This window comes from Haliea sp., assembly GCF_040222615.1.
In the GTDB taxonomy this organism is placed as follows: Bacteria; Pseudomonadota; Gammaproteobacteria; order Pseudomonadales; family Halieaceae; genus Haliea.
Genome location: NZ_JAVKCQ010000030.1, coordinates 1 through 23,136 on the forward strand (window position 1 = coordinate 1; position 23,136 = coordinate 23,136).

General features: G+C 66.4%; 20 protein-coding genes. 9 read left to right on the forward strand and 11 right to left on the reverse strand.

All coding sequences use genetic code 11. The annotated features are described in order from the left end of the window. From RJQ10_RS03070 to RJQ10_RS03085, 4 genes are all read left to right on the forward strand, one after another. A partial coding sequence (locus tag RJQ10_RS03070; protein WP_350143524.1) for a TonB-dependent receptor occupies positions 1-2,064 on the forward strand: 2,064 nt, incomplete at its 5' end. A gap of 17 nt (positions 2,065-2,081) precedes the next feature. Then, the gene (locus RJQ10_RS03075; RefSeq protein ID WP_350143526.1) at positions 2,082-2,336 is read left to right on the forward strand and encodes a YkoF family thiamine/hydroxymethylpyrimidine-binding protein; all 255 of its coding nucleotides are present in this window, start codon (positions 2,082-2,084) and stop codon (positions 2,334-2,336) included. Next, on the forward strand, positions 2,336-2,980 hold the full coding sequence (pnuC, locus tag RJQ10_RS03080; RefSeq protein ID WP_350143528.1) for a nicotinamide riboside transporter PnuC: 645 nt from the start codon (positions 2,336-2,338) through the stop codon (positions 2,978-2,980). Before RJQ10_RS03075 ends, pnuC begins: the two co-directional genes overlap by 1 nt. Further along, positions 2,947-3,837 (forward strand): phosphotransferase, encoded by an 891-nt coding sequence (locus RJQ10_RS03085; protein WP_350143530.1) that lies wholly within the window; start codon positions 2,947-2,949, stop codon positions 3,835-3,837. Before pnuC ends, RJQ10_RS03085 begins: the two co-directional genes overlap by 34 nt. An 18-nt stretch (positions 3,838-3,855) precedes the next feature. On the opposite strand, the gene RJQ10_RS03090 is transcribed toward RJQ10_RS03085, so the two are convergent. Beyond that, positions 3,856-4,338 (reverse strand): YajQ family cyclic di-GMP-binding protein, encoded by a 483-nt coding sequence (locus tag RJQ10_RS03090; RefSeq protein WP_350143532.1) that lies wholly within the window; start codon positions 4,336-4,338, stop codon positions 3,856-3,858. A gap of 91 nt (positions 4,339-4,429) precedes the next feature. Between RJQ10_RS03090 and RJQ10_RS03095 the strand changes: the two genes are divergently transcribed. Then, the gene (locus tag RJQ10_RS03095; RefSeq protein ID WP_350143534.1) at positions 4,430-5,344 is read left to right on the forward strand and encodes a 2-dehydropantoate 2-reductase; all 915 of its coding nucleotides are present in this window, start codon (positions 4,430-4,432) and stop codon (positions 5,342-5,344) included. Between the two features lie 9 nt (positions 5,345-5,353). Here RJQ10_RS03095 and RJQ10_RS03100 read toward each other — a convergent pair whose 3' ends face one another. The 4 genes from RJQ10_RS03100 to ampD form a co-directional block, all read right to left on the reverse strand. Continuing rightward, complete coding sequence (locus RJQ10_RS03100; protein WP_350143535.1) at positions 5,354-6,784, reverse strand: serine/threonine-protein kinase; 1,431 nt, start codon at positions 6,782-6,784, stop codon at positions 5,354-5,356. Next, positions 6,781-8,355 (reverse strand): sigma-54-dependent transcriptional regulator, encoded by a 1,575-nt coding sequence (locus tag RJQ10_RS03105; protein WP_350143536.1) that lies wholly within the window; start codon positions 8,353-8,355, stop codon positions 6,781-6,783. The genes RJQ10_RS03100 and RJQ10_RS03105 overlap by 4 nt, the downstream gene beginning before the upstream one ends. 121 nt (positions 8,356-8,476) lie before the next feature. Beyond that, a complete protein-coding gene (gene ampE, locus RJQ10_RS03110) occupies positions 8,477-9,319 on the reverse strand; it encodes a regulatory signaling modulator protein AmpE (RefSeq protein ID WP_350143537.1) in 843 nt (280 codons plus the stop codon). After that, positions 9,316-9,882: a 1,6-anhydro-N-acetylmuramyl-L-alanine amidase AmpD gene (ampD, locus tag RJQ10_RS03115; protein WP_350143538.1), complete on the reverse strand. Its 567-nt coding sequence runs from the start codon at positions 9,880-9,882 to the stop codon at positions 9,316-9,318. Before ampD ends, ampE begins: the two co-directional genes overlap by 4 nt. A gap of 120 nt (positions 9,883-10,002) precedes the next feature. On the opposite strand from ampD, the gene nadC reads away from it, so the two are divergent. Continuing rightward, positions 10,003-10,839 carry a carboxylating nicotinate-nucleotide diphosphorylase gene (gene nadC, locus RJQ10_RS03120; RefSeq protein ID WP_350143539.1) on the forward strand — a complete coding sequence of 279 codons (837 nt, stop codon included), beginning with the start codon at positions 10,003-10,005 and terminating at the stop codon, positions 10,837-10,839. Positions 10,840-10,861: 22 nt separating this feature from the next. On the opposite strand, the gene rraA is transcribed toward nadC, so the two are convergent. Beyond that, positions 10,862-11,341 (reverse strand): ribonuclease E activity regulator RraA, encoded by a 480-nt coding sequence (gene rraA, locus RJQ10_RS03125; protein ID WP_350143540.1) that lies wholly within the window; start codon positions 11,339-11,341, stop codon positions 10,862-10,864. A 10-nt stretch (positions 11,342-11,351) separates the two neighbouring features. Continuing rightward, positions 11,352-13,121: an acyl-CoA dehydrogenase gene (locus tag RJQ10_RS03130; protein ID WP_350143541.1), complete on the reverse strand. Its 1,770-nt coding sequence runs from the start codon at positions 13,119-13,121 to the stop codon at positions 11,352-11,354. 161 nt (positions 13,122-13,282) lie between these two features. Here RJQ10_RS03130 and RJQ10_RS03135 point away from each other — a divergent pair, with 161 nt between their 5' ends. Beyond that, positions 13,283-14,239 carry a LysR family transcriptional regulator gene (locus tag RJQ10_RS03135; protein ID WP_350143542.1) on the forward strand — a complete coding sequence of 319 codons (957 nt, stop codon included), beginning with the start codon at positions 13,283-13,285 and terminating at the stop codon, positions 14,237-14,239. 134 nt (positions 14,240-14,373) lie between these two features. Beyond that, complete coding sequence (locus RJQ10_RS03140) at positions 14,374-16,551, forward strand: malate synthase G (protein WP_350143544.1); 2,178 nt, start codon at positions 14,374-14,376, stop codon at positions 16,549-16,551. A gap of 53 nt (positions 16,552-16,604) precedes the next feature. On the opposite strand, the gene ald is transcribed toward RJQ10_RS03140, so the two are convergent. After that, a complete protein-coding gene (gene ald / locus RJQ10_RS03145; protein ID WP_350143546.1) occupies positions 16,605-17,744 on the reverse strand; it encodes an alanine dehydrogenase in 1,140 nt (379 codons plus the stop codon). Between the two features lie 192 nt (positions 17,745-17,936). Here ald and RJQ10_RS03150 point away from each other — a divergent pair, with 192 nt between their 5' ends. Continuing rightward, positions 17,937-18,413 carry an Lrp/AsnC ligand binding domain-containing protein gene (locus RJQ10_RS03150; RefSeq protein ID WP_350143548.1) on the forward strand — a complete coding sequence of 159 codons (477 nt, stop codon included), beginning with the start codon at positions 17,937-17,939 and terminating at the stop codon, positions 18,411-18,413. A 6-nt stretch (positions 18,414-18,419) separates the two neighbouring features. Here RJQ10_RS03150 and RJQ10_RS03155 read toward each other — a convergent pair whose 3' ends face one another. From RJQ10_RS03155 to RJQ10_RS03165, 3 genes are read right to left on the reverse strand one after another with little or no spacing between them, the layout of a single operon-like run. Beyond that, positions 18,420-19,295 carry a glycosyltransferase family 2 protein gene (locus RJQ10_RS03155; RefSeq protein ID WP_350143550.1) on the reverse strand — a complete coding sequence of 292 codons (876 nt, stop codon included), beginning with the start codon at positions 19,293-19,295 and terminating at the stop codon, positions 18,420-18,422. Further along, positions 19,296-21,191, reverse strand: coding sequence for a hypothetical protein (locus tag RJQ10_RS03160; protein ID WP_350143552.1), 1,896 nt, complete (start codon positions 21,189-21,191; stop codon positions 19,296-19,298). After that, positions 21,188-23,128, reverse strand: a complete 1,941-nt coding sequence (locus tag RJQ10_RS03165; RefSeq protein ID WP_350143554.1) for a hypothetical protein — start codon at positions 23,126-23,128, stop codon at positions 21,188-21,190. The genes RJQ10_RS03160 and RJQ10_RS03165 overlap by 4 nt, the downstream gene beginning before the upstream one ends. Between the last annotated feature and the right edge of the window lie 8 nt (positions 23,129-23,136).

Sequence of the window (23,136 nt, forward strand, 5' to 3'; positions counted from 1 at the left end):
ACGGCAGCGAGTCACGCCCGCAGCAGTGAGCTGAGCGAAATCCTGGTGACCGCCGAGCTGCGCGAGACCCGCCTGCTTGACCAGTCCAGCAGTACCAGCGTGCTGACGACCGACAGCATCCGGGAGCGAGCCGCGCAGCACCTGGAAGAGGTCCTGAACGTCATCCCCAACCTCAACTACGCCAGCGGCGCATCGCGGGCGCGCTTCTTCCAGATTCGCGGCATCGGTGAACGCAGCCAGTTCCAGGAGCCCCTGAACCCCTCCATTGGCCTGCTGCTGGACGGGGTCGACTTCAGCGGCCTGGGCGCAGTTGGCACCCTGTTCGATGTCGAACAGGTGGAAGTCTTGCGCGGCCCCCAGGGCACCCTGCACGGCGCCAATGCGCTGGCGGGCCTGATCAATATTCGCAGTGCCGCTCCCGAGGCAACGCCCGGGCTCACCCTGCAGGGAAGCCTCGCCGAATACAACTCCTGGAGCCTGGGCGCAACGGCCACCGGCCCCCTCATGGACGAGCGCCTGCTCTACCGCCTGGCAGTACAGCAATATCGCAGCGACGGTTATTACCGCAACGATTTTCTGCAGCGGGACGACACCAACCGGCGTGACGAGACTACGGTGCGAGGACGCCTGCGCTGGCTGGCGGGGGATGCCGACACCGTCGACCTGAGCCTGCTGGCCGTGGATGTAGACAACGGCTATGACGCTTTTTCCCTCGACAACAACCGCCGCACGCTCTCCGACGAGCCAGGCCGGGACCGCCAGGAAACCGCGGCGGCCAGCCTGCAGTGGACCGGCCAGCGTGACTATCTGGACATCGAGGCCACTCTCAGCAGCGCAGACACCGACAGCGAGTACAGCTTTGACGAGGACTGGAGTTTCGTCGGTATTGCACCGGGACTGGAATACAGCTCGTTCGACCGCTACCTCCGGGAGCGAGACAGCAACAGCGCCCAGCTGCGCCTGCTCTCCACCGAGCGCTCGCGCCTCTTCGACGATCGCAGCGACTGGGCGGTCGGCATCTACCACCTGGCCGACCGGGAGAACCTGCTCCGCCAGTACACCTACCTGGCCGCGGACTTTGCCAGCAGCTACGATACCGACACGACCGCCGTTTTCGGCCAGATCGACACCGACCTCACCGACACGCTGACCCTGGTCAGTGGCCTGCGCCTGGAGCAGCGCAGTACCGACTACCGCGACAGCAACGGCGTCAGCCACCGTCGCGACCGCGATCTGTGGGGGGCGCGCCTGGTACTCGAATACCAGAGGCCCGCGGGCGCGCTGCTCTACGCGGGTGTCTCCAGGGGCTACCGCGGCAACGGGGTCAATGCGGGCATTCTCGCCAGCGTGGAGACCACCAACGATCCCGCACTGCGGCAACAACTGGCGGGGCTGGGTGGCTTCGATGAGGAAACCCTGCTGAACTATGAGGCGGGCTACAAGGCCAGTTACCGGAACGGTACCCTGCAAACCCGCCTCGCCCTGTTCTACATGGATCGCAAAGACCAGCAGGTCAAAGGTTCCCTGGTGCTGCCGCGGGACGACGGCAGTACCGCGTTCATTGACTACACCAACAACGCCGCTCGCGGCACCAACTATGGCCTTGAGCTGGAGCTGGACTGGCTGGCCAGCGAGCGCCTGAGCCTCTACGCCCATCTGGGCCTGCTGGACGCGACCTTCGATCGCTACACCAGCCCCGATGGTACCGACATGGCGGGTCGCGACCAGGCCCACGCGCCGGGCTACCAGGCGGCGCTGGGGGGACGGGTCGAGCTCAGCCGCCAGCTGTACCTGAGGCTGGATGTGGAGGCCCGGGACAGCTTTCATTTTTCTGACCGCTACGATATGCGCTCAGACGCCTACGAACTGGTGCACATGCGGCTGGGCTGGCAGCAGGCGCAGTGGGAAATTGCGCTGTGGGGGCGCAACCTTGGCGACACGGACTATGCCACACGCGGCTTCGGCGACTTCGGCAACGACCCCCGCAAGGGCTATATCGTGGAGCCCTATTACCAGTTCGGCGAGCCGCGCAGCCTGGGCGTCAGCGCCAGCTATACCTTTTGAACCCGGAGACCACAACCATGCATGTCACCGCTGAACTGAGCCTGTACCCGCTGCAGGCAGACTACATCCCGGTCATCAAAGGCTTTATCGAGCGACTGGCGGCCAGCGGGGAACTGACCCTCGTCACCAACGCCATGAGCACCCAGATCAGCGGCGAAGCGGAGCAGGTGTTCTCGCTGGTGCGCGAAGCGCTCACCGCCAGCCATGCACAGTTTGGCAAACAGGTGCTGGTCTGCAAGTTCATTCCCGGCCTGCTGTCGATTCGCGACTGATGGGCGAGGGTGATCTGATCGCACAGCTGGCCGCGGCCGCCACCAGCCTCTCGGGCTGGGAGCTGGCGGCGGTCCTGCTGGGCATCGCCTATCTGCTGCTGGCGGTGCGTGAAAGCCTCTGGTGCTGGTACGCGGCCTTCGCCAGCACGGCCATCTTCCTCTGGCTGTTCAGGGAGGTGAACCTGCTGATGGAATCGGCGTTGCAGGTCTATTACCTGGCCATGGCGGTGTACGGCTGGTATCAATGGCGCCACGGGGGCCGCGGTGACCGGGCCCCGCCCGCTACCGCCGCCGCCAGCCAGCCGCTGCCCATAGTAACCTGGCGCCCCCGCGCCCACCTGCTGGCTATCGTCGCGGTGCTTGCCGCCAGCGCCAGCAGTGGTTTCCTGCTCGCCCGGCACACAGATGCGGCCCTGCCCTACCTGGATTCATTTACCACCTGGGGCAGCATCCTCACCACCTGGATGGTGGCGCGCAAGATCCTCGAGAACTGGCTCTACTGGCTGGTCATCGACAGCGTCTCCATCTATCTCTACCTGGAGCGTGGCCTGTTGTTGACCGCGGGGCTGTTCGCAATCTATCTCATCATCGTGATCTTTGGTTATCGCAGATGGCTGCAACAGTACCGGCACCAGTCAGCCTGAGACTGGAACAGGCCCTCGGGCAGTGGCGACAGTGGCAGCTGGCGCCGCAGCTGGCCACAGCGCCCACCCTGCTGCACCCGCTAGGGCGCGGCCTCAGCAACCACAGTTTCCTGGTAGCCAGCGGAGAGCAGCGTTTCGTCCTGCGCCTGGACGGTATCAACCCCGCCGCCAACGGCCTCAACCGCCAGCTGGAATGGCGCATCCTGGAACAGGCGCACAGGGCGGGAATCGCGCCGGCACCGCGCTACTGCAACCCGGAACTCGGCGCGCTGGTTTGCGACTACCTCGTCGCGGAGGACCGCTGCAGCGACAATCCCGCGGACGTCGCCCGGCTCCTGCGGCGCATCCACCAGCTGCCCGCGGTGCACACCCGGCTGGATCTCGGCGAGCGCTGCCGGCGCAGCGAGCACAGCCTGCGACACAGCCTGCCGGGCAGTTGGCAAACGCTGCGCGGCCCGGCCGCCAGGGTCGCAGCGCTGCTGCCGCGCCTGACGGCGGCCACCGAGCCATTGGCCCTGTGCCACAATGACCTGCTGCGGGCCAACCGCCTCCGCTGTGGCGACCGGCTGTGGGCAGTGGACTGGGAGTATGCGGCGATGGGGCCCGTCTGGTTCGACCTGGCCGCGGTGACCGCCGGCGACGAGTGGCCCGATGCCGCGGCCGATGTGCTCCTGACCCGTTATCTGGGCAGGGTGCCAGCAACCAGTGAGAGGGAGCGCATGCTCGGCTTTGAATGCGTCTATCGCTATCTGGAGTTGCTGTGGTACCTGCTCGCCCCCGAGCACCCCGGCACCGACTACCTGGTGCGCAAACGACAGACCCTGGAATCCCGCCTGGCGGCCCTGACCGGCGATTGACCGCCGGCGTGCGCAGCCTCAGTCGCGGAAATTGGTGAACTGCAGCGGCAGGCCAATGGGACTCTCCCGCAGCAGCGCAATGGCCTCCTGCAGGTCGTCGCGCTTCTTTCCGGTCACCCGTACCTGGTCGCCCTGGATCTGCGCCTGCACCTTGAGCTTGGCCTCCTTCAGGGTCTTGACGATGGTCTTGCACTGCTGGCTGTCGAGACCGTGGCGCAGGGTGACGGTCTGTCGCACCAGCTTGCCGCTGGTCGAGGCTTCGCCGCACTCCATGGCCTCGGGATCAATGTCACACTTGATCAGGGCGCTGCGCAGCATGTCTTCCATTTGCGCCAGCTGGAACTCGGCCTCTGCATGCAGGTCAACGGTGCGCTCCTCGCGCTCGAAACCCGCGTCCACGCCCTTGAAATCGAACCGGTTGCCAATGATCCTGGAGGCCTGGTCGACCGCGTTGGTGAGATGGTGCAAGTCAACTTCCGATACAACGTCAAAAGATGGCATAGTGCGTATCTCCGGTTTGCCCTTGATTGCAGGAGCCCCATGGTAATCTGCCCGCGCCGCTTTGCAATCCCCGCCCGGTACTGAGGGCCAGGTGCAGCACTGGCACATCCTCGGCGCCGGCGCCATCGGTGGCCTGTTCGCCACCCTGTTGCAGGATGCGGGCATCCCCTGCACCCTGCTGCTGCGGGACGACGATCCCGACCTGGCCGCCGGCAGTGCCTGCATCACGCTGCGCCGGGACGACCAGCTCCACAAGCACCGGTTCGCCGTATCCGCGAACAGCGAAGACTCCCCGCTCAGCTACCTGCTGGTGTGCACCAAGGCCTACGACATGGTTCCCGCTATCGCCGGTATCGAGCACCGGCTGGCGCCGGGCGCGACCATACTCCTGCTCGCCAACGGCCTGGGCTACCAGGAGCAGGTACAGGCGCGCTGGCCACGGCTGGACTGCTTCGCCGGCAGCACTACCGAGGGCGCCTTCCGCGAGGCCCGGCGCAGCATCTGCCACGCCGGGCACGGCAGCACCCTGGTTGGCCAGCCTGGGCGGCCCTCGGCACCGGACTGGTTCGCGAGCTGGCAGGGGCTGCAGACAAGCTGTGAATGGAGCGCCGATATCGACACCGTGCTCTGGCGCAAACTGGCCATCAACTGCGCCATCAATCCGGTGACCGCGCTCCACCGATGTCCCAACGGGGCGCTTGCGGAGCAGCCACAGCTGGCAGCGCTGGTGCGTGAGCTGTGCACGGAAATCAGCGCAATCGCCATCGCCTCGGGCCAGGCAGGCGCGGTGGAGGATTTGCACCCGCAAGTCATGGCGGTAATACGCGCCACCGCGAGCAACCGCTCCTCGATGCTGCAGGATGTGCTGGCCGGTCGCGAAACCGAGATCGACTACCTGACCGGCTACCTGCTGGCCCAGGGCCAGCAGTTTGGTGTGGAAGCGCCCCGGAATGCGCTACTGCTGCAAGCACTGAAGGCGCAGAATGCGGGCCACGCACCCGCCTGACACCCGGACTCAGCCGTCGGCGGCAAACAACTCGTCTACCGCCAGGCCGATCAATTGTTGCCAGTGCGCCGCGGGGGCGTTGGTCAGCAGCAGGGCCTGGCGGTAGCGACGCCAGGTCTCGCGCTCCCGTTCCAGGCCGAGTACACACCATGTCTGCTGGCAGTGCAGCGCTATACGCAGCTGCTCCGGTGGGGGCGGCCTGCCGAGGGCACTGAGGCTGCGGTCCAGGGTCCGGGACCGAAACGGAGGCAGCTCCCCACTGAACACCAGACCAGGCTCGACCTGCAGCGCCAGGTCCCTGACCTGCCGCAACAGCCAGCCAGTGTCGCGCTCCTCGGGCAGGGTAACCCCGGGCGCCAGGACAATCTGCGGCAGCGGCACATGGACGCGGTAACTGGAGGGCCAGATCGAAACCAGCAGCCCGGCCAGTGCGACCAGGAGCACTGACGCGGCCGCCAGCCATTGCCGGCGGCCCCAGTCGCGCCCCACGCCAAACAGGGTCCACCGCCCAGGGGGCAAGGGCATTCGCGACCGGCCCTGGTGACGCAGACTGCCAGGTATTGGTAGCGGCAGATCGTCGCCGGTTTCCTCGCGGAACGCGTGGCGCGCCTCATCTGCCAGCGGAAAACGCAGACTCCGGGGCAGCTCTGCGGCGATACGGTGCAGGCGCTGGCGCACCTCATGGGTAGTCTGGGGCCGCTGCGCCGGGTCCGCAGACAACAGGTCTGCCACCAGAGCCGACAGGGCAGATGGTACCGGAGTGCCGTCCGCAAGGGTTGCAGGCAGCGCCGGCGCACCAGCCAGCAGGGCCGCGGGATCGATAGTTCCCTGGCGCAGGAAGGGATGCCGCCCGGCAATCAGCCGGAACAGCAGACAGCCCAGCGCGAACAGATCCGAACGCACATCCAGCGGCTTGCCCTGTAGCTGCTCCGGTGACAGGCATGAAGGGCTGCCGCGGCGGCTGTGAATACTTCCCTGCGCCTGGGCGATACCAAAATCCGTGAGCTTGACCCGACCGTCCGTTGTGACCAGCACGTTGCTCGGCTTGAGGTCACCGTGGACGATGCGCTGCTGCCTGGCCAGGGCTATGGCCCCCGCGACATCCGTCGCGACGGCCAGAATGCTGTCCAGCGACAGGTCACACTGATCGAGCAGCTCCTCGAGGTCGCAGCCCGGCACGTACTCCATGATCATCGCCAGATGCGTGTCGCCGACGATCACATCGTAGATCCTTACCACCCGGGGGCTGTCGAGTCCGGCCACCAGCTGGGCCTCCCTCAGCACCTCCTTGCTGCGGGCCGGATCTGCCGGCAAAGCGTACAGCTTGGCGACTATCCGCCGGTTGAGGCGGTCGTCGAAGCCCAGAAACACGGAGCCCTGACCGCCGCGCCGGATCAACCGGAGAATGCGGTAGGGGCCGATCCGGTCTTCGTTACTCACCCAGCGGAACCGGAATCCGGAGCACCGGGCCGGTTGCGCAGGCGGGCGCGCAGGGCAACCGCGGACACCCGCAACAGCATTGCCGCCTCCCTGATATCGCCGCCGCTGTCGACCAGTCGCTGTTGCATTTCGACTTCGGGGACCTGCGACGCCAGCCGCAGGCCGAGCTCGGGCAAGCGCCGGTACAGCGCCTGGCGACTCATTCCGGCGCGACGCGCAGCCGCGGCAATCTCATAGCGCTCCTGTTCCAGTACCCCGCGCAGGGCCTGGTCCCCGAGTTGCACCGGTACCTGTTCCCCGGCTTGCGCGTACTCCTCGGCCACGGCGCCCGCGGACTGCTGCAGCAGCAGCGCCGGTGGCTGTATCCCGGCCTCGCTGTCGAGAACTATCTGGCGGGCACAGTTAGCGAGCTCGCGAACATTGCCGGGCCACTCGTAGCGCAAGCAGAGGTGGAACAGTTCCGCCCACTGGGCAACACGCAGCTCGTCGACCTCCGCCCCCGGCAGCAGGGATGGCCGGCCGGTGTCAGTACAGGCCCGGCTGACGAAGTGGCGGAGCAGCTCGCCGATATCCTCGGGATGCGCGCGCAGCGGCGCCACCTGCACCTCGGCACTGCCGAGACGATGGCGCAGGGCTCCACGAAATTTGCTGTCCGGGCCATCCAGGTCGGCATCGGTTGCCGAGATCACCCGCACGTCAACCTTTTCCAGCTTGCCGCCCACGGGCTGCACCTCCCGCTCCTGCAGGGCGCGCAGCAGCTGGGCCTGGACGTCTTCGGGAGTATCGCCGACTTCATCCAGGAACAGGCTGCCGCCCTGGGCCTGCTGGAAATAGCCTCGATTGTTGCGCTCGGCACCGGTGAAGGCGCCGCGCACGCTGCCAAACAGGGCTGCGGGGGCGACACCCGCGGGAATCGCCGCCATGTTCACCGCCACCAGAGGCTGCGCCCGGCGCGCGCTCAGGTCGTGCAGGGCACGCGCAACCAGTTCCTTGCCGCTGCCTGTTTCACCGCGGACAAGCACGTCCAGGCCACTGTCCGCCACCCGGGCGATCCGCCGCCGCAGTGATTGCATATAGAAACTGCTGCCGCACAGGGCGCTCCCGGCCTCCGCCAGGGGTGCACCCGCATTCGGCCCCCGCGGCATGGACTGCTCGCGCAGCAACAGCACGACGCTGTGCGCCAACTGCAGGGCCACGCCGCGGCGCAGGGCGGCGCGATCCAGGGTTTGCGTCGAGCTCACCCAGCTGCCGTCGACGCGACAGCGGCAGGCGCCCGGCTGCGGCGCGATGGTCACTCCCGCGGCTCCGAACGACAGCGACAGGGCCCGGCGGCTGACGTGGGGATCATCCAGTGGCCGGGCCTGGGCCTCGCTGCCGCGACCGAACAGCGGCTGCTGGCGCCCCAGCAGGAGGGCTCTGGTGGCGCGCTCGGGAACCAGCCAGCGCTCACCGATGCGGTGGGTATCGGGATGAAAGACTATGGTCACTACCCGGGCGATGCGAGCCTGGCTCACAGCGAGCCGGGCAAACACCGAAGGCAGGGTCGCGTCCGTGCGGGAAAATTCCGGCATAGGCAAACCTGTACTGCTTTCGGCAACCGTTGTTTACAGGGAGTCTAGCAGGGCGTTTGCGAAACTGCCTGTTTTGGCCGTATTTGACGTCGACCTGCGGCGCCGCCCGGCCCGACCCCGATCAGGCGAGAATGGCCAGCACCGCGATCACCACCACCCAGACCACGCCGCTGCGGGACAGCAGCCCGGCCACCTCGGTCACATCCCCGGCAGCCTGGCGCAAAGCCGGGTCGCCGGCGGAGGTACCGGCCGCGGCACTGCCGACGGCCAGCAACAGGGCCGAGGCGTCGGCCCACGGCTCCAGCAGCGCAGCCACCAGCTCATCGCGGCTGCGGACAAAATCGCCGGCAACGGCGAATGTGGCCAGCAGCAGGCGCAGCGGCAACCAGTCGAGCAGGAACAACAGCGTTACCGCGGGCCCGGCATCCCCTTCCGCATCCCGGTACAGCTGCAACAGGCGATACCCCAGGGCCGCCACTGGCCCGAGCAGGACAAACCAGAAGACCACGGCAAACCAGCGCTGGAAGCCGTCGTAGTAGAGGCTGGCCTGGAGTTGCTGGTGCAACTCCCCGGGCTCGAGACCGGGATCCACCTCCTGCGGATCACCGACCTGCAGCTCCTGCCGCAGGTACAGCCAGGCCCCCTCGCGATTGCCACGCTCGCAGTAATCACGATAGCGGGCGATACGGGCGTGAAAGTCGCCGCGACCGAACGCGTAGAGCAGCACCAGGGCGGCGGCGGCGATCCAGGGCAGGCCGAACAGCAGCGGCCGCAGCAAGTCCAGCAGCAGCAGCGTCAGCAGCAGCGGCAGGCCGACCGTCAGCGCCAGCTGCAGCCAGGGCAGCAAACCGAACCCGTTGGCACGATCGCACCAGTCCCGCCACCAACCGTCCCGGTGCAGCCTGGCCTCGGCACCCCACAGCTGGCGCAGGACCAGGGCCACGATAAACGCGAGGAAATTCATGCATACTCTCCTGTGGCTGCCAGACTGGCTCGATAGCGCGGCCAGTCGAAGGCGGGGCCGGGGTCCGTCTTGCGACCGGGGGCGATGTCCGCATGTCCCACCAGACGCTCCCGATCAAGCGCGGGGTAGTGTGCAAACAGGGCCCGGGTCAACGCCTCCAGAGTCCGGTACTGCGCGTCTGCGTAGGCCAGTTCATCGCTGCCCTCCAGCTCGATCCCGATACTGAAATCATTGCAGTTGTCGCGGCCGCGCCAGCAGGACAGGCCCGCATGCCAGGCGCGATCGTCCACCGCGACAAACTGCACCAGCTCGCCGCAGCGGCGCACCAGGAAGTGCGCCGAGACCTCCAGCCCCCGGATCTGCTCATAGTAGGGATGGGCATCCCAGTTCAGGCAATTGGTGAACAGGCGCTCCACATCGTCGCCGCCGAAACAGTCCGGCGGCAGGGAGATGTTGTGGATCACGATCAGCTCGGGTACAGCCCCCACGGGCCGCGGGCCGCAATTCGGGGACGGCACCTGCCGCGCCTGTTGAACCCAACCCCTGTCCAGTGTGTAGTGCATGGCTCGCCCGTCGGTTTCCGGCCATCATAGTCGAGCTGTGCCGGGGGCTCAACGCGGGCGGTGACTGCTGCTACAATTCCCGCCCTTGCGCCGCCCCCAACCAACAGGACGCTGACCGCCATGCCCGCACTTACCGACACCGATATCCAGGACAATGTGCGCGCCGCGCTGGCGGAGGATATCGGCAGCGGCGACATCACCGCCGCCCTGATTCCGGCGGACGCACGCGCCACCGCCCGGGTTATCACCCGCGAGGACGGCATTCTCTGCGGGCGGGCCTGGGTGGATGCCGTCTTTCACCAGGTGGACCCAGCCGTGACCGTGGACTGGAACGCCGAGGACGGGGCGCCAATCCAGGCCAACAGCACCCTGTTCACCGCCCGGGGCCCGGCGCGCTCCCTGCTCACCGCCGAGCGCGCCGCTCTCAACTTCCTCCAGTTGCTGTCCGGGACCGCGACCCGCTGCGGCCATTATGCGGCCATGGTGGCCGGCACCGGTGTACGCCTGCTGGATACCCGCAAGACCATTCCGGGCCTGCGCAAGGCGCAGAAGTATGCCGTTCGCTGCGGCGGCTGCCACAATCACCGGATTGGCCTGTACGACGCCTTCCTGATCAAGGAGAACCATATCAGCGCCTGTGGCGGTATCGCGGCGGCGGTCAGCCAGGCCCGGGCCCAGGCGCCTGGCAAGCCGGTGGAGGTGGAAGTGGAAACCCTGGAGGAGTTACAGCAGGCGCTGACCGCCGGCGCGGACCGGGTGATGCTGGACAACTTCAGCCTGCAGGACATGCGCCTGGCAGTCGCGCTGGTGGCGGGCAAGCTGGAACTGGAAGCGTCCGGCAATATCAACAGCGACAACCTGCGGGCGGTGGCGGAGACCGGCGTCGACTATATCTCGATTGGTGCACTGACCAAGGACTGCAAGGCGCTGGATCTCTCCCTGCGCCTGCTGGACTGACGCCGTCGCCCGGGAGCGGCGTCTACAGCAAGGCGCGCGGGCTGACGATCACGCCGTTGTTGTCGGCGTAGAGGTAATCGCCCGGCGCGATGCTAGCACCGCCGAGCTGGATGGCGATGTCACGCTGTCCTTCACCCCGCTTCTCGGTTTTCAGCGGGGTGGCGCCCAGCGCCTTGACCCCCAGCGCGGTCGCGGCAATTTCGTCCACGTCCCGCACCGCGCCATTGATCACCAGACCGGCCCAGCCATTGCGCGCGGCTTCCTCCGCCAGCATGTCACCCAGCAGGGCGCGGCGCAGGGAGCCGCCACCGTCGACCACGATCACCCTGCCCTCGCCAGCTTCGCTGACACACTGTTTGACCAGGGAATTGTCCTCGTGGCACTTGATGGTCACCACCCGGCCGGAGAACCGCGGGTGGGCGCCAAAATTGCGAAACTGCAGCTCAATTACCGCAGCCTCCGGCGCCGCATCGGTCAGGTCGGGCGTGGATATGTTGGTCATCACAAGCCTCCTACAACCAGTCGACCGGGTAGCTGTTCAGGGCGCCCGAAGCGGTGGCAATGGCACCGCCGTGGGCCGCGCAACGGGGCAGGATCTGTTCGGCGTAAAACCGGGCCGTGGCAACTTTGCTGCGGTAGAAGTCATTGTCCTCGCCCGCCGCAAGACGGTCGCTGGCCAGCAGCGCCGAGCGCGCCAGGTGCCAGCCGCCGAACAGGTAGCCGCACTGCATCAGGTAATCGAAGGAGGCTCCAAGCGCCACCGCGGGATCTGCCTGCAGCGCCTCCAGCACCTGCGCCGTGGCCTCCTCGGTACCGGCCAGGGCACGCGCCAGGCCGGCGCCGATCTGCTGCAGATCTCCCGCCTCGTGGCCTTTCAGCGCCGCCACGGTTGCCGCCACCTGCTCCAGGGCATCGCGCATGGCGCCGCCCTGGTCCCGGCCCAGCTTGCGGCTGACCAGGTCCGCCGCCTGGATGCCATTGGTGCCTTCGTAGATCGAGGTGATGCGCACATCCCGCAGATACTGGGCAGCGCCGGTCTCCTCAACATAGCCCATGCCGCCGTGCACCTGCACCCCCAGGGAGGTCAGCTCCTGCCCCACTTCCGTCAGCCAGGCCTTGATCACAGGGATCATCAGGTCGATGCGGAACTGCTGCCGGGCGCGGTCTTCCTCCGGCCCGCGATGGGCCAGGTCCATGGTCACCGCCTCGGTGTAGACAAAGGCGCGCATGGCCTCGACAAGGGATTTCATGGTCAGCAGCATGCGCCGCACATCCGGGTGTTCGATGATCGCCACGCCACCCTGGACCCGCTCCCGGGCATAGGCCACCGCCTTCTGGTACGCCCCCTCCGCGGCGGCCAGACCCTGCACCCCGACCTTCAGGCGGGCCTCGTTCATCATGGTGAACATGCGGGCAAGGCCGCGGTTTTCCTCGCCCACCAGATAGCCGACGGCGCCTTCGCCGTCGCCGAAGGCCATGACGCAGGTGGGGCTGCCGTGGATACCGAGTTTGTGTTCCGTGGAGACCGGGTAGACATCGTTGCGCTCACCCAGACTGCCGTCGGCATTGACCAGGAATTTGGGTACCAGGAACAGGGAAATGCCGCGGCTGCCCTCGGGAGCGTCCGGGAGCTTGGCCAGTACCAGGTGGATAATGTTGTCGGTGGCGTCATGATCGCCCCAGGTGATGTAAATCTTCTGGCCGTGGATGCGGTAGTGGTCGCCCTCGGGGACGGCGCGGGTTTTCATTACCCCGAGGTCGGAGCCGGCGCCGGACTCGGTCAGGTTCATGGTGCCGGCCCATTCACCCGCGTGCATCTTCGGCAGGTACAGCTGTTTCTGCTCTTCGGTGCCGTGGGCGTGAATGGCCAGCGCGGCGCCGCTGCTGAGCATGGGGGCCAGACCAAAGGCCAGGTTGGCGCTGTTCCACATCTCACAGGCGGCCGTGGCATAGAGCTCCGGCAGGCCCTGGCCGCCGTATTCCGGATCCGAGGCGATCCCCATCCAGCCGCCCGCACCCAGCTGCCGCAGGGCATCCGCGTAGCCCGGGCTGAGGGTGATGGCCCCGTCGCTGCAGGTCGCTGGCTGTTCGTCTCCCACCCGGCGCAGGGGCGCGAGCACCCCGCCGGCGAGTTTCGCGCCCTCATCCAGCAGCGCGCCCGTGAGTTCCGGGCCCAGGCCGAGCTCGGCGAACGCCGGCAGGCTGCCCAGCGTGCCACCCACATCGAGCAGCTCCTCGAGCAGGAAAGTCATGTCTTCAATGGGGGCGCGGTAGCTGCTCATCGGGCGGTCGTCCTTTTGTTGCGGTAACACGAGGGGCTGAATTATAGCGGGCAATGCACCCCGACGGGTGTCACTGACTTGGCAATCTTAGCCACCCGCGTATAATTTGCCCAATCTATCACCTTCATCCCCGCCATTTACCTTGTGAATAGGTCCCAGCCGTGCAACTCAACCGTATCGATCTCAACCTGCTGGTCTACCTCGATGCCCTCCTGCGGGAGCGCAACGTCACCCAGGCCGCGCACCAGCTGAACCTGTCCCAGCCCGCCATGAGCAACGGCCTGCGCCGTCTGCGCACCCTGTTTGATGACCCCCTGCTGGTGCGCACCTCCGACGGCATGACCCCCACCGAGCGCGCGCTGGAACTGGAGCCGCTGGTGCGGGACGTGTTGATGAACATCGAGCAAGCGGTGCAACCTCGCACCGCGTTCGAGCCCGAGCAGGCTTCGCGGGTGTTTCGTATCATGGCCAGCGACTACGCCGAGTCCACCCTGCTGCCGGCGGTGCTGGGCAAGCTGCGCGTGCTGGCCCCCGGCCTCACGCTGGACATCATGACGCCCTCGGATGTCAGCTTTCTCGATGTCGAGCGCGGCAAGGTGGATATGGTGATCAACCGCTTCGATTCCATGCCCCAGTCCTTTCACCAGATCCACCTCTGGAACGACAGCTTTTCCTGCCTGCTGAGCCCTGAGAACCCGGTACTGGACAATTTCACCCTGGACAATTACCTGCAGGCCAAGCACATCTGGGTGAGCAAGACCGGCATGGGGGTCGGCGTTGGCGTGGACCCGGACGATGTCCAGCGCCTGGGCTGGGTGGACGCGGCGCTGGCGAAAATCGGCAAGAAACGCCAGATCCGCGTTTTCACCCGCCACTACCAGGCCGCCATGACCCTGGCGGAACAGAACGACCTGATCGTCACCCTGCCCACCCGGGCAGCCCTGCTGAAGCGCAACAACCCGCGGGTCGTGTTGCGGGAGCCGCCGCTGGCGATCCCGCCCCTGGAGCTGAAAATGGCCTGGAGTCCGCTGCTGCAACACAACCCTGCCAACCGCTGGCTGCGCAAGCTGATCGCGGATACAGCCAGGGAACTGGACCAGAAACCGCCGCTGCCCTGAGCGGAAATACATTTACCACGGGAATGGCCGCGATAAAAACGATAAATTAGCTAAATCTTCAGGCCAGGCTTTAGACTACTGACCCAGGATAGCGCGAGGCGATGCATGCCTCCACCAGAGCATGAGGACAGACCATGACCGACCGCATCACCGAAGGCGGCCTGCAGATCGCCACCACATTGCACCAACTGCTGGAAAATGACATCGCCCCCGGCACCGGTGTGTCCGCGGCACAGTTCTGGGATGGTCTCAATGCCATTGTGCGTGACCTCGCACCCCGCAACCGCGCCCTGCTGGCCCGGCGCGATGCCGTCCAGGCGCAGGTGGACGCCTGGCATCGCGGCAACCCTGGCCCCGGCTACGACCGGGCTGCCTACAAGGCCTTTTTGCAGGAGATCGGCTATCTGCTGCCGGAGCCGGCCGATTTCACGATCTGCACGGAGAACGTGGACGCGGAGATCGCCACCCTCGCCGGCCCCCAGCTGGTGGTGCCGGTGATGAACGCCCGCTATGCCCTCAATGCCGCCAACGCGCGCTGGGGCAGTCTCTACGACGCCCTCTACGGCACCGATGTGATTCCCGAAGACGGCGGCGCCGAGCGCGCGGGCGGCTACAACCCGGTGCGCGGGGCGAAGGTGATCGCCTGGGCCAGGGATTTCCTCAACCGCCACTGCCCCCTGTCCACCGGTGACCACAGCCAGGCCCGGGCCTACACCGTGGTCAACGGCAAGCTGCAGGTCGTACTGCAGGCCGGCCAGATCACCTCTCTCGCGGACCCGAGCCAGTTCCGTGGCTACCGCGGCGAGCGCAACGCGCCGAGCAACATCCTGCTGCGCCACAACGGCTTGCACATTGATATCCAGATCGACCCGCTAAGCCCCATTGGCGCCACCGATGCCGCGGGCGTCAAGGACCTGGTGCTGGAGGCGGCCCTGACCACCATCCAGGATTGCGAGGACTCCATCGCCGCCGTTGACGCCGAGGACAAGGTGCTGGTCTACCGCAACTGGCTGGGGCTGATGCGCGGCGACCTCGAGGACTCCTTCCGCAAGGGCAGCGACACCCTCACCCGGCGCCTGAACCCGGACCGGGTGTTCACCGGCAACGACGGCAGGGACCTCGTGCTCCCGGGCCGCAGCCTGATGTTCGTGCGCAACGTCGGCCACCTGATGACCAACGACGCGATTGTCGACGCCGACGGCAACGAGATCCCGGAAGGCATCATGGACGGCATGTTCACCACCATGATCGCCCTGCACGACCTGCGCGGCGCCGGCCCCCTGCACAATTCCCGCCGCGGCAGTGTTTATATCGTGAAGCCGAAAATGCACGGCCCGGAGGAGGTCGGCTTTACCTGTGAGCTGTTCGACCGTATCGAGGACGCCCTGGGACTGGGCCGCCACACCATCAAACTCGGCATCATGGACGAGGAGCGGCGCACCACGGTCAACCTCAAGGCCTGCATCGAGCGCGCGCGGGAGCGCGTGGTCTTTATCAACACCGGGTTCCTCGACCGCACCGGCGACGAGATCCACACCAGCATGGAAGCCGGCGCCATGACCCCGAAAGGCGCCATGAAGCAGGAACCCTGGATCAATGCCTATGAAGACTGGAACGTCGACATCGGCCTGGCCTGCGGCCTGCAGGGCCGGGCCCAGATCGGCAAGGGCATGTGGGCGATGCCGGACCTGATGGCAGACATGCTCGCCGCCAAGAGCGGCCATCCGCGGGCGGGGGCCAGCACCGCCTGGGTGCCCTCACCCACCGCCGCTACCCTGCACGCTACCCATTACCACGAGGTTAACGTCGCCGCACGGCAGGATGAACTGAAGTCGCGGCCACGGGCATCGCTGGACGACATTCTCAGCATCCCGCTGAAGGGCGCCGAGGGGCTCACCGCCGCGGATATCCAGCGCGAGCTGGACAACAACGCCCAGGGGATCCTCGGCTATGTAGTGCGCTGGATCGACCAGGGCGTGGGCTGTTCCAAGGTACCCGACATCAACAACATCGGCCTGATGGAAGACCGCGCCACCCTGCGTATTTCCAGCCAGCACCTCGCCAACTGGCTGCGCCACGGCGTCTGCAGCGAGGCGCAGGTGATGGAGACCCTGCAGCGCATGGCGGCGGTGGTGGACCAGCAGAATGCCGGCGATCCCGCCTATCGCAACATGGCACCGGATTTCAGTGCCAGCGTGGCGTTTCAGGCGGCGCTGGACCTGGTGTTGAAGGGCTGCGAGCAACCCAACGGCTATACCGAGCCCGTGTTGCACGCCCGGCGGCGGGAAGCCAAAGCAAAATACGGCGGCTGAAGAGCCGGGGCGGGATTACCGCCCCGGTTCCCCCCGCGACCGCCCGGGACCGGTCAGGCGCACTGCTCCAGCGGCTTGCGGGCCAGCGCAGCCATGGCCTCCACGTACTCGTAACCCAGCGCCTCCGCCACAGCGGGGTGAGTCACCAAGCCAGCGTGGACATTGAGGCCATTGCGCAGGTGTTCATCGCGCTCCAGCGCAACGCTGACGCCGTCCCTGGCCAGCTTCACCGCATAGGGCAGCGTGGCGTTGGTGAGCGCGATGGTCGAGGTGCGCGCCACACCGCCGGGCATATTGGCCACGCAGTAGTGCACGACACCGTCAACCACATAGGTGGGGTCCTTGTGGGTGGTAGGTTTGCTGGTTTCGAAGCAGCCGCCCTGGTCGATCGCCACATCCACCATCACCGCGCCTTTCTTCATCCGCGTGACCAGTTCGCGGGAGATCAGCTTCGGCGCCGAGGCGCCGGGTATCAACACGGCGCCGACCACCAGGTCCGCCTCCAGTGCGTAACGCTCCACGGCTTCCTTGGTGGAGTAGACCGTTTTCAGCCGGCCCCCGAATACCATATCCAGTTCCTTGAGGCGATTGAGGTCCCGGTCCAGCAGGGTGACGTCCGCACCCATACCCATGGCCATGCGGGCGGCGTTGATGCCGACCACGCCGCCGCCGATCACCAGCACCCTGGCCGGTTCCACACCGGGTACGCCGCCCAGCAGCACGCCGTTACCGCCCTGGGCCTTTTCCAGGTTGTGGGCCCCGGCCTGGATGGCCATGCGCCCCGCCACCTCGCTCATGGGGGCCAGCAGCGGCAGGCCGTGCCCTTTCGAGGTGACGGTTTCATAGGCGATACAGGTAGCGCCGGAGGCCAGCAGCGCGCGCGCCTGGTCCGGGTCCGGGGCCAGGTGCAGGTAGGTAAACAGGAGCTGGCCGGGGCGCAGCATCCGGCACTCGCCGGGCTGCGGCTCCTTGACCTTGATGCTCATGTCCGCCCGGGCAAATATATCCTCCGGGCCCGCGACGATTTCCGCCCCCGCATCGACGTACTGGGCATCGTCGAAGCCGATGGGCTCGCCGCCGTCCTTCTCCACCAGCACCTGGTGGCCATCGTGCACCAGCTCGCGTACTCCGGCCGGGGTCAGGCCTATGCGGTACTCGTGATTCTTGATTTCCTTCGGAACGCCGATCAGCATGACTGTGCTCCCTGCGAGCAGTGATTGATACGGCGCATGCTAGCCCGGAGCCGCTGACTTTTCCTCGGTTTTTTCTGCCTCGCAGCAGCCGATTCGGCTTTTTTGAAGCACATATTAAGTGGAATCGACCACCCTAGAACCGTAATATACAGCCGGAACGCACGTATATAACCAGGCTGATGGTGGATGATCATGGAGCGCAAACTGCATACCCTCAACCGCACTGACCGCCGCCTGTTGCGCCTGCTGCAACAGGACGCGCGCAGCAGCTACGCCGAGCTTGCGCGGCAGGTCGGTCTCAGCACCACACCCTGCAAGGAAAGGATCAAACGGCTGGAACGGGAGGGCGTCATCCGCGGCTACCAGGCCATCCTCAACCCGGATTTTCTCGACGCCGGGCTGGTGGTGTTCGTGCAGATCCGCCTCAACCGCACGTCCCAGGACATTTTCGAGGAATTCAAGCAGAGCGCCTTTGAGTTACCCGAGGTGCAGGAGTGCTACCTGGTGTCCGGCAACTTCGACTACCTGATCAAGGCCCGGGTGGCGGACATGAATGCCTACCGCGCGTTTCTCGGGGAAACCCTGCTGACCCTGCCGGGGGTACAGGAATCAACCAGCTATGTAGTCATGGAGCAGGTGAAGGAGACGCTGGCGCTGCATATCCCGTGAGCCGCGTCAACGATCCTCCCCGTGATCCACATCCTTGAACTGCAGGTTGGTCAGCTGCTCTGACAGCAGGCCGATCAGGAACACGATCATGCCCGCAAGCACCAGCAGTGTGCTCATGTTGGTAAAGCGCCAGGAACCGCTGGTCAGGGTCGCTGCCAGGTAATTGAACACACCCAGTCCCGAGGTCAATACCGATACCGGAAAGTAGACCTTGAGCGGCGAATACAGCGTGCCGATCTTGAAGATGATCAGGAAGAATCGCACCCCGTCGCGCAGCAGGTTGATGTGGCTCCTGCCCAGGCGCTGGCTGACTTCGATGGGGACAAAGCCCACCGAATAACCCGCCCGGAAGAAAGCCATGGTCGAGGTCGTCGGGTAGCTGAAACCGTTGGGCAACAGATACAGGAAGCTCAGGAATTTGCGTCGGTTGACCGCGCGAAAGCCCGAGGTGAGATCATCGATGCGCCGGTTGACCATCCAGCTGGCGAGACGGTTGTAGAACGCATTGGCGCTCCAGCGGGCGATGCTGGCCTGCATCTCCCGGCCGCTGCGGGCGCCGACCACCAGATCATAGCCCTCGTCCAGTTTTGCCAGCAGGCGCGCGATGTCCTCGGGGTTGTGCTGGCCATCACCGTCCAGAAACACGATGTAGTCGCCCCTCGCCGCCAGCGCGCCGGCCTTGATCGCGGCGCCGTTGCCCTTGGAGTAGGGCTGTGACAGCACCTGCACCCCCGCCGACTCGCAGACGGCGCGCGTGCCATCGGTGGAACCGTCGTCGACCACGGTTATCGGCACCTCGGGGTACAGCTCCCGCAGCCGCGGCAGGAACAGGGCGAGACCCTGCTCCTCGTTCTTGGCCGGAATGACGATGGAAAATTTCAACTATGGCTGCTCCGTATACAGTGCCAGTGTCTGCTGCTCACCGACATTCAGCTCACCCGCAGCCTGCTTGACCTGCAGGGCCGCGATCATTTCCTCTGCGACCGCCACTTTACCCAAGGCGGTGGCGAAATGCAGCTTCATAAGCTGGCCGCGAGTGTTGTCGGGGGACAGCGCCAGGAACTGCTCGGTATATTCGAGGGCGTACTCGAACCGCCCCAGGGCATTTTCGAGCACCGCCAGGCTGGAATAGACGTTGGCCGCCGCCCTGCGCTCGAAGTCATCCACCAGGAACAGGGTCGCCATGTGATCGGCAAACTGCGCCCGCGGAAAACCCGGGCAGGCATTATCCTGCAGCAGCCTGACCAGTGTCAGCAGCGTTGTCACCGAACTCACCGGGCGCTGAGGATTGACCGCACCACTCGCTAGGCTTTCAGCCGGGGCGACGGCAACAGCGGCAAGACAGGCCAGGGCCAGATCGCGCAGCGCCCGGTCGGCGTCGCGCTCGCCGCTGCTGGCCCGGAACGCCCGTTCCGAGTACTGTCGCGCTTCCGCCAGAGCGCCCGCGCCCGCCAACAACACGGCCATGTCGGTGTTCGCCCGGGCAGAGCCGGGGTGGCCGTTGACATGGTGCATGGCCAGCAGTGGCCGGCTGGACCAGATCTGCACCAGCGGCGAGGTCTGCAGCCCCAGCCAGAACACATACACCGCCAGCAGGGTGAGAACCGGAGCCACCATTGGCGGCCCCAGGCGCATCAGCGCCAGCAATCCCAGACCCAGCAGCAGGAATAGCCCCAGGGCCGGAAAGTAATTGCGGTGCTCGAAGTACAGCTCCAGCGGCAGGACACTGCCCTCGACCGCATGCCCCACCAGAAACCAGGCAATCCCCAGTGCGGCCCAGCGCCCCTGGCGCCAGCGCAATGCCAGCAGTGTCAGGGCGCCGACGACGCCCCAGGCGATCGCGGCCCACAGGGTGGTGAGCGGTTCGGTCAGGCTGTGGGAGATCGCGAAGTCATCGTGGTATACCCCCAAGCGCTGCGGGTCCGGCCACCACAGCTGCCCCACGTAATCCCAGAGCACCCGCAGCTGGGTCAGCAGCCGCTCCTCCAGGCTGAACGGGCGGTGACGAAAGGCCGCCGCAAGCGCCTCCCAGCGCCACGCCGCGACCAGCAGCAAACCCGCCGCGCCGGCGCCGATAGCGCCGTGCACAGCCCGCCGCCAGCGCGGCATGACACGCCCCTGCGTGTCCCGGCACTGGAACCAAAGAGCCTCCAGCAGCAGCAACACCGGGATAATCACTACCGCGTTTTCCTTGGCAAAGATCGCGACCAGCGCTGACAGCAGCACCAGTGCCAGCCAGTGCCAGGCCAACCGGCCCGCTGCGAGGCCCCGGCGCCAGAGCAGCCAGGCCAGCAGGGTGCACAGCATGAATGTCGTGCTGAGCATGGCCATGCGCTGCACGACATAGAGAACCGTGCTGACCTGCAGCGGCGCCAGCAGCCAGGCCCCCGCCAGCAGGGTGGCCAGTATCGGCGCCGCCGGAGCCGCCAGGTGGGCCAGCAGCACGCCGAATATCGCCGCCACCAGCACGCCGTTAACCAGGTGCAGGACCAGATTGACCCGCTTGCTGGTCTGCAGGCTGTCATCCAACCAGAGCTTTTCCACGGCGAAACTGAGCATGGTAACCGGGCGCCCCAGCGGGCCGGAGCCGTCGCCAAGCACCACGTCCCAGAAACGCTCGCGCTCACCTTGCAGATCGTCGATGACCAGCACGCTGGACATATCGTCCAGCAGGGGTGGCCCACTGGTGCCCGGCCAATACAGCCATGCTGTCAGTGCCAGCAGCACTGCCAGCAGCGGCAGGGCGACCGGCCAGGAACGGGCTGCCCGCTGCATCATGGCGCCTCTACTCGGCTGGTGGAGAACATGTGCCGCAGCGAGCTGAGCTCGCGATACCCGGGGTCGTTGGCCAGCAGGACCCGCGCCTGCTCAAAAATGGGCCCGAAGCGCTGCTCCGCGCCCAGTTCCTCTATCAACCGATAGCGCAGGCGGCTGGCTGCCACCGAAGGAGCCAGGTGCTGCTCCAGCACCGCCATGCGCGCTTCCCGCGGCGCGGCAGTCGCCAGCAGGTACTCGTAGTGCAGCCTGGCGATGCGCAAGGAACCGGGGTAGCGCTGCTCAAGCTCTGTGATCAGCAGCTCCGCTTCGCCCCCCGCGGCGCGGCAGCGGCCCGCACCGAGGCACCGCATAAGGGACTGCAGGGCAATATAATCCGAGACCTGCAGCACCTTCGACTGCACCGCGTCCCTGGCCAGCGCCAGCCAGCGCCCGGGATCAGCCTGATCGCCGTAATAGCCGCTGTCGATCTGGTACAGCATGATCAGGGACCCGAGGTCAGCGGCGTTGCTCCGGTAATTCTCTTGGTAGCGCTGGCGCGCCTCGGCCAGGTAAATCGCACGCTGCTGACGATCGAGCCCATGGTCCTGCGGGGCCAGGAAACGCTCCATCAGGACATTGGCCACCGCATGTCGGGCCCGCACCGAATCGGGATGGTTGAGGCTATTGACCTGCGCCAGACGAAGCTCATCGGACCAGGTGCTGCTACGCACAAACAAAAAGCCGCCATAGATCAGGCAGCACAGCAGCGGCACTGCCACCGCGGGCAGCGGGCCGAGACGGGCGATTCCCTGCCCCAGCGCCCAGCCGGCGAACACAGCGAGCCCCGCGCTGGGCAGGTAATTGCGGTGTTCGAACACCATCTCCAGCGGCCAGGGCCCCGATTCCATGCTGTGCCCGAGCAGGTACACCAGCACTGCCAGCAGCAACAGGGGGAGACGATGACGCAGCCAGACAGCGACGGCCACCAACAGTAACCAGGCCGCCAGCGCCAGCGCCGTGGTCCACGGGGTGAGCAGGCTCCGGGATAGCCTCAGGTCATCGTGGTGCAGCCCCATCGCACCGATATCAGGAACGACCAGCAGGTAGAGGTATTGCCAGAGCAACCGGGCCTGGGTCAGCAGGCGCTCCAACAGGGTGAAGTCGCGGTTATTGTAGCCGCCCAGCAACCAGTCAGGCGCCTGCAGCAACAGTGCCAGCCCCAGGAATAGCGGCAACAGCAGCAGCACCCACCCCAGGCGCAACAGGAGGGCGGATTCACGACCCGCCCAGCGCCCGCGGAAGAGACTCACCTCCAGCGCAAGCAGCAGCCAGGGCAGCAGCAATCCGTTCTCCTTGCCCAGCGCCGCCAGACCGGTGAGCAGTGCCAGCCAGATGGCCGCCGCCCCCAGCTCCGCCGGGGTGGCGCCCCGCAGCGCCCAGCGCTGGCGCCAGTGCGCGTACAGCCACAGACCCGCCAGCATAAACAGCGCCGCGACCTGGGCCATGCGTTGTACCGGGTACAGCACCGTGGACACATGCAATGGCTGCAGGGCCCAAAGTGCCGCCGCGAACAGCGCCCACAGGCGGCGCCGCGAAGCCGGGGCTCCGGGCTCCACCACGGCCAGTATGGACCAGGCCAGCCCGCCGACCAGGACCGCGCACAGCAGGTGCAGGGCGAGGTTACCCGCCTTCAGGGCCAGGGGGTGAAGCGCGCCGTCGGCGGCTGCCTGGGCGGCAAAGCTCAGCATCGCCAGCGGCCGCCGCAGGGGACCGGAATTGGAGCTGAGCGCCGCCGTGCGCCACTCGTCGGCGACCCGCGGATCGAACTCCAGCTGGGGGTTTTGCAGCAGGTTGGGGTGATCGTCGAACAGCCAGGGGCCGGACAGGCCGGGCAGGTACAGCAGTACGGTGAGGAACGCGCCGATCAATGCGGCAAGGCAATACCCACGAACATTCACGGCCAGAC

What these genes read in the sequence shown, in the direction of transcription:
- RJQ10_RS03075 (WP_350143526.1), top strand. Translation starts at nt 2,082, where the DNA reads ATGCATGTCACCGCTGAACTGAGCCTGTACCCGCTGCAGGCAGACTAC.
- pnuC (WP_350143528.1), top strand. Translation starts at nt 2,336, where the DNA reads ATGGGCGAGGGTGATCTGATCGCACAGCTGGCCGCGGCCGCCACCAGC.
- RJQ10_RS03085 (WP_350143530.1), top strand. Translation starts at nt 2,947, where the DNA reads ATGGCTGCAACAGTACCGGCACCAGTCAGCCTGAGACTGGAACAGGCC.
- RJQ10_RS03090 (WP_350143532.1), bottom strand. Translation starts at nt 4,338, where the DNA reads ATGCCATCTTTTGACGTTGTATCGGAAGTTGACTTGCACCATCTCACC.
- RJQ10_RS03105 (WP_350143536.1), bottom strand. Translation starts at nt 8,355, where the DNA reads ATGCCGGAATTTTCCCGCACGGACGCGACCCTGCCTTCGGTGTTTGCC.
- ampE (WP_350143537.1), bottom strand. Translation starts at nt 9,319, where the DNA reads ATGAATTTCCTCGCGTTTATCGTGGCCCTGGTCCTGCGCCAGCTGTGG.
- ampD (WP_350143538.1), bottom strand. Translation starts at nt 9,882, where the DNA reads ATGCACTACACACTGGACAGGGGTTGGGTTCAACAGGCGCGGCAGGTG.
- nadC (WP_350143539.1), top strand. Translation starts at nt 10,003, where the DNA reads ATGCCCGCACTTACCGACACCGATATCCAGGACAATGTGCGCGCCGCG.
- rraA (WP_350143540.1), bottom strand. Translation starts at nt 11,341, where the DNA reads ATGACCAACATATCCACGCCCGACCTGACCGATGCGGCGCCGGAGGCT.
- RJQ10_RS03130 (WP_350143541.1), bottom strand. Translation starts at nt 13,121, where the DNA reads ATGAGCAGCTACCGCGCCCCCATTGAAGACATGACTTTCCTGCTCGAG.
- RJQ10_RS03140 (WP_350143544.1), top strand. Translation starts at nt 14,374, where the DNA reads ATGACCGACCGCATCACCGAAGGCGGCCTGCAGATCGCCACCACATTG.
- ald (WP_350143546.1), bottom strand. Translation starts at nt 17,744, where the DNA reads ATGCTGATCGGCGTTCCGAAGGAAATCAAGAATCACGAGTACCGCATA.
- RJQ10_RS03150 (WP_350143548.1), top strand. Translation starts at nt 17,937, where the DNA reads ATGGAGCGCAAACTGCATACCCTCAACCGCACTGACCGCCGCCTGTTG.
- RJQ10_RS03160 (WP_350143552.1), bottom strand. Translation starts at nt 21,191, where the DNA reads ATGATGCAGCGGGCAGCCCGTTCCTGGCCGGTCGCCCTGCCGCTGCTG.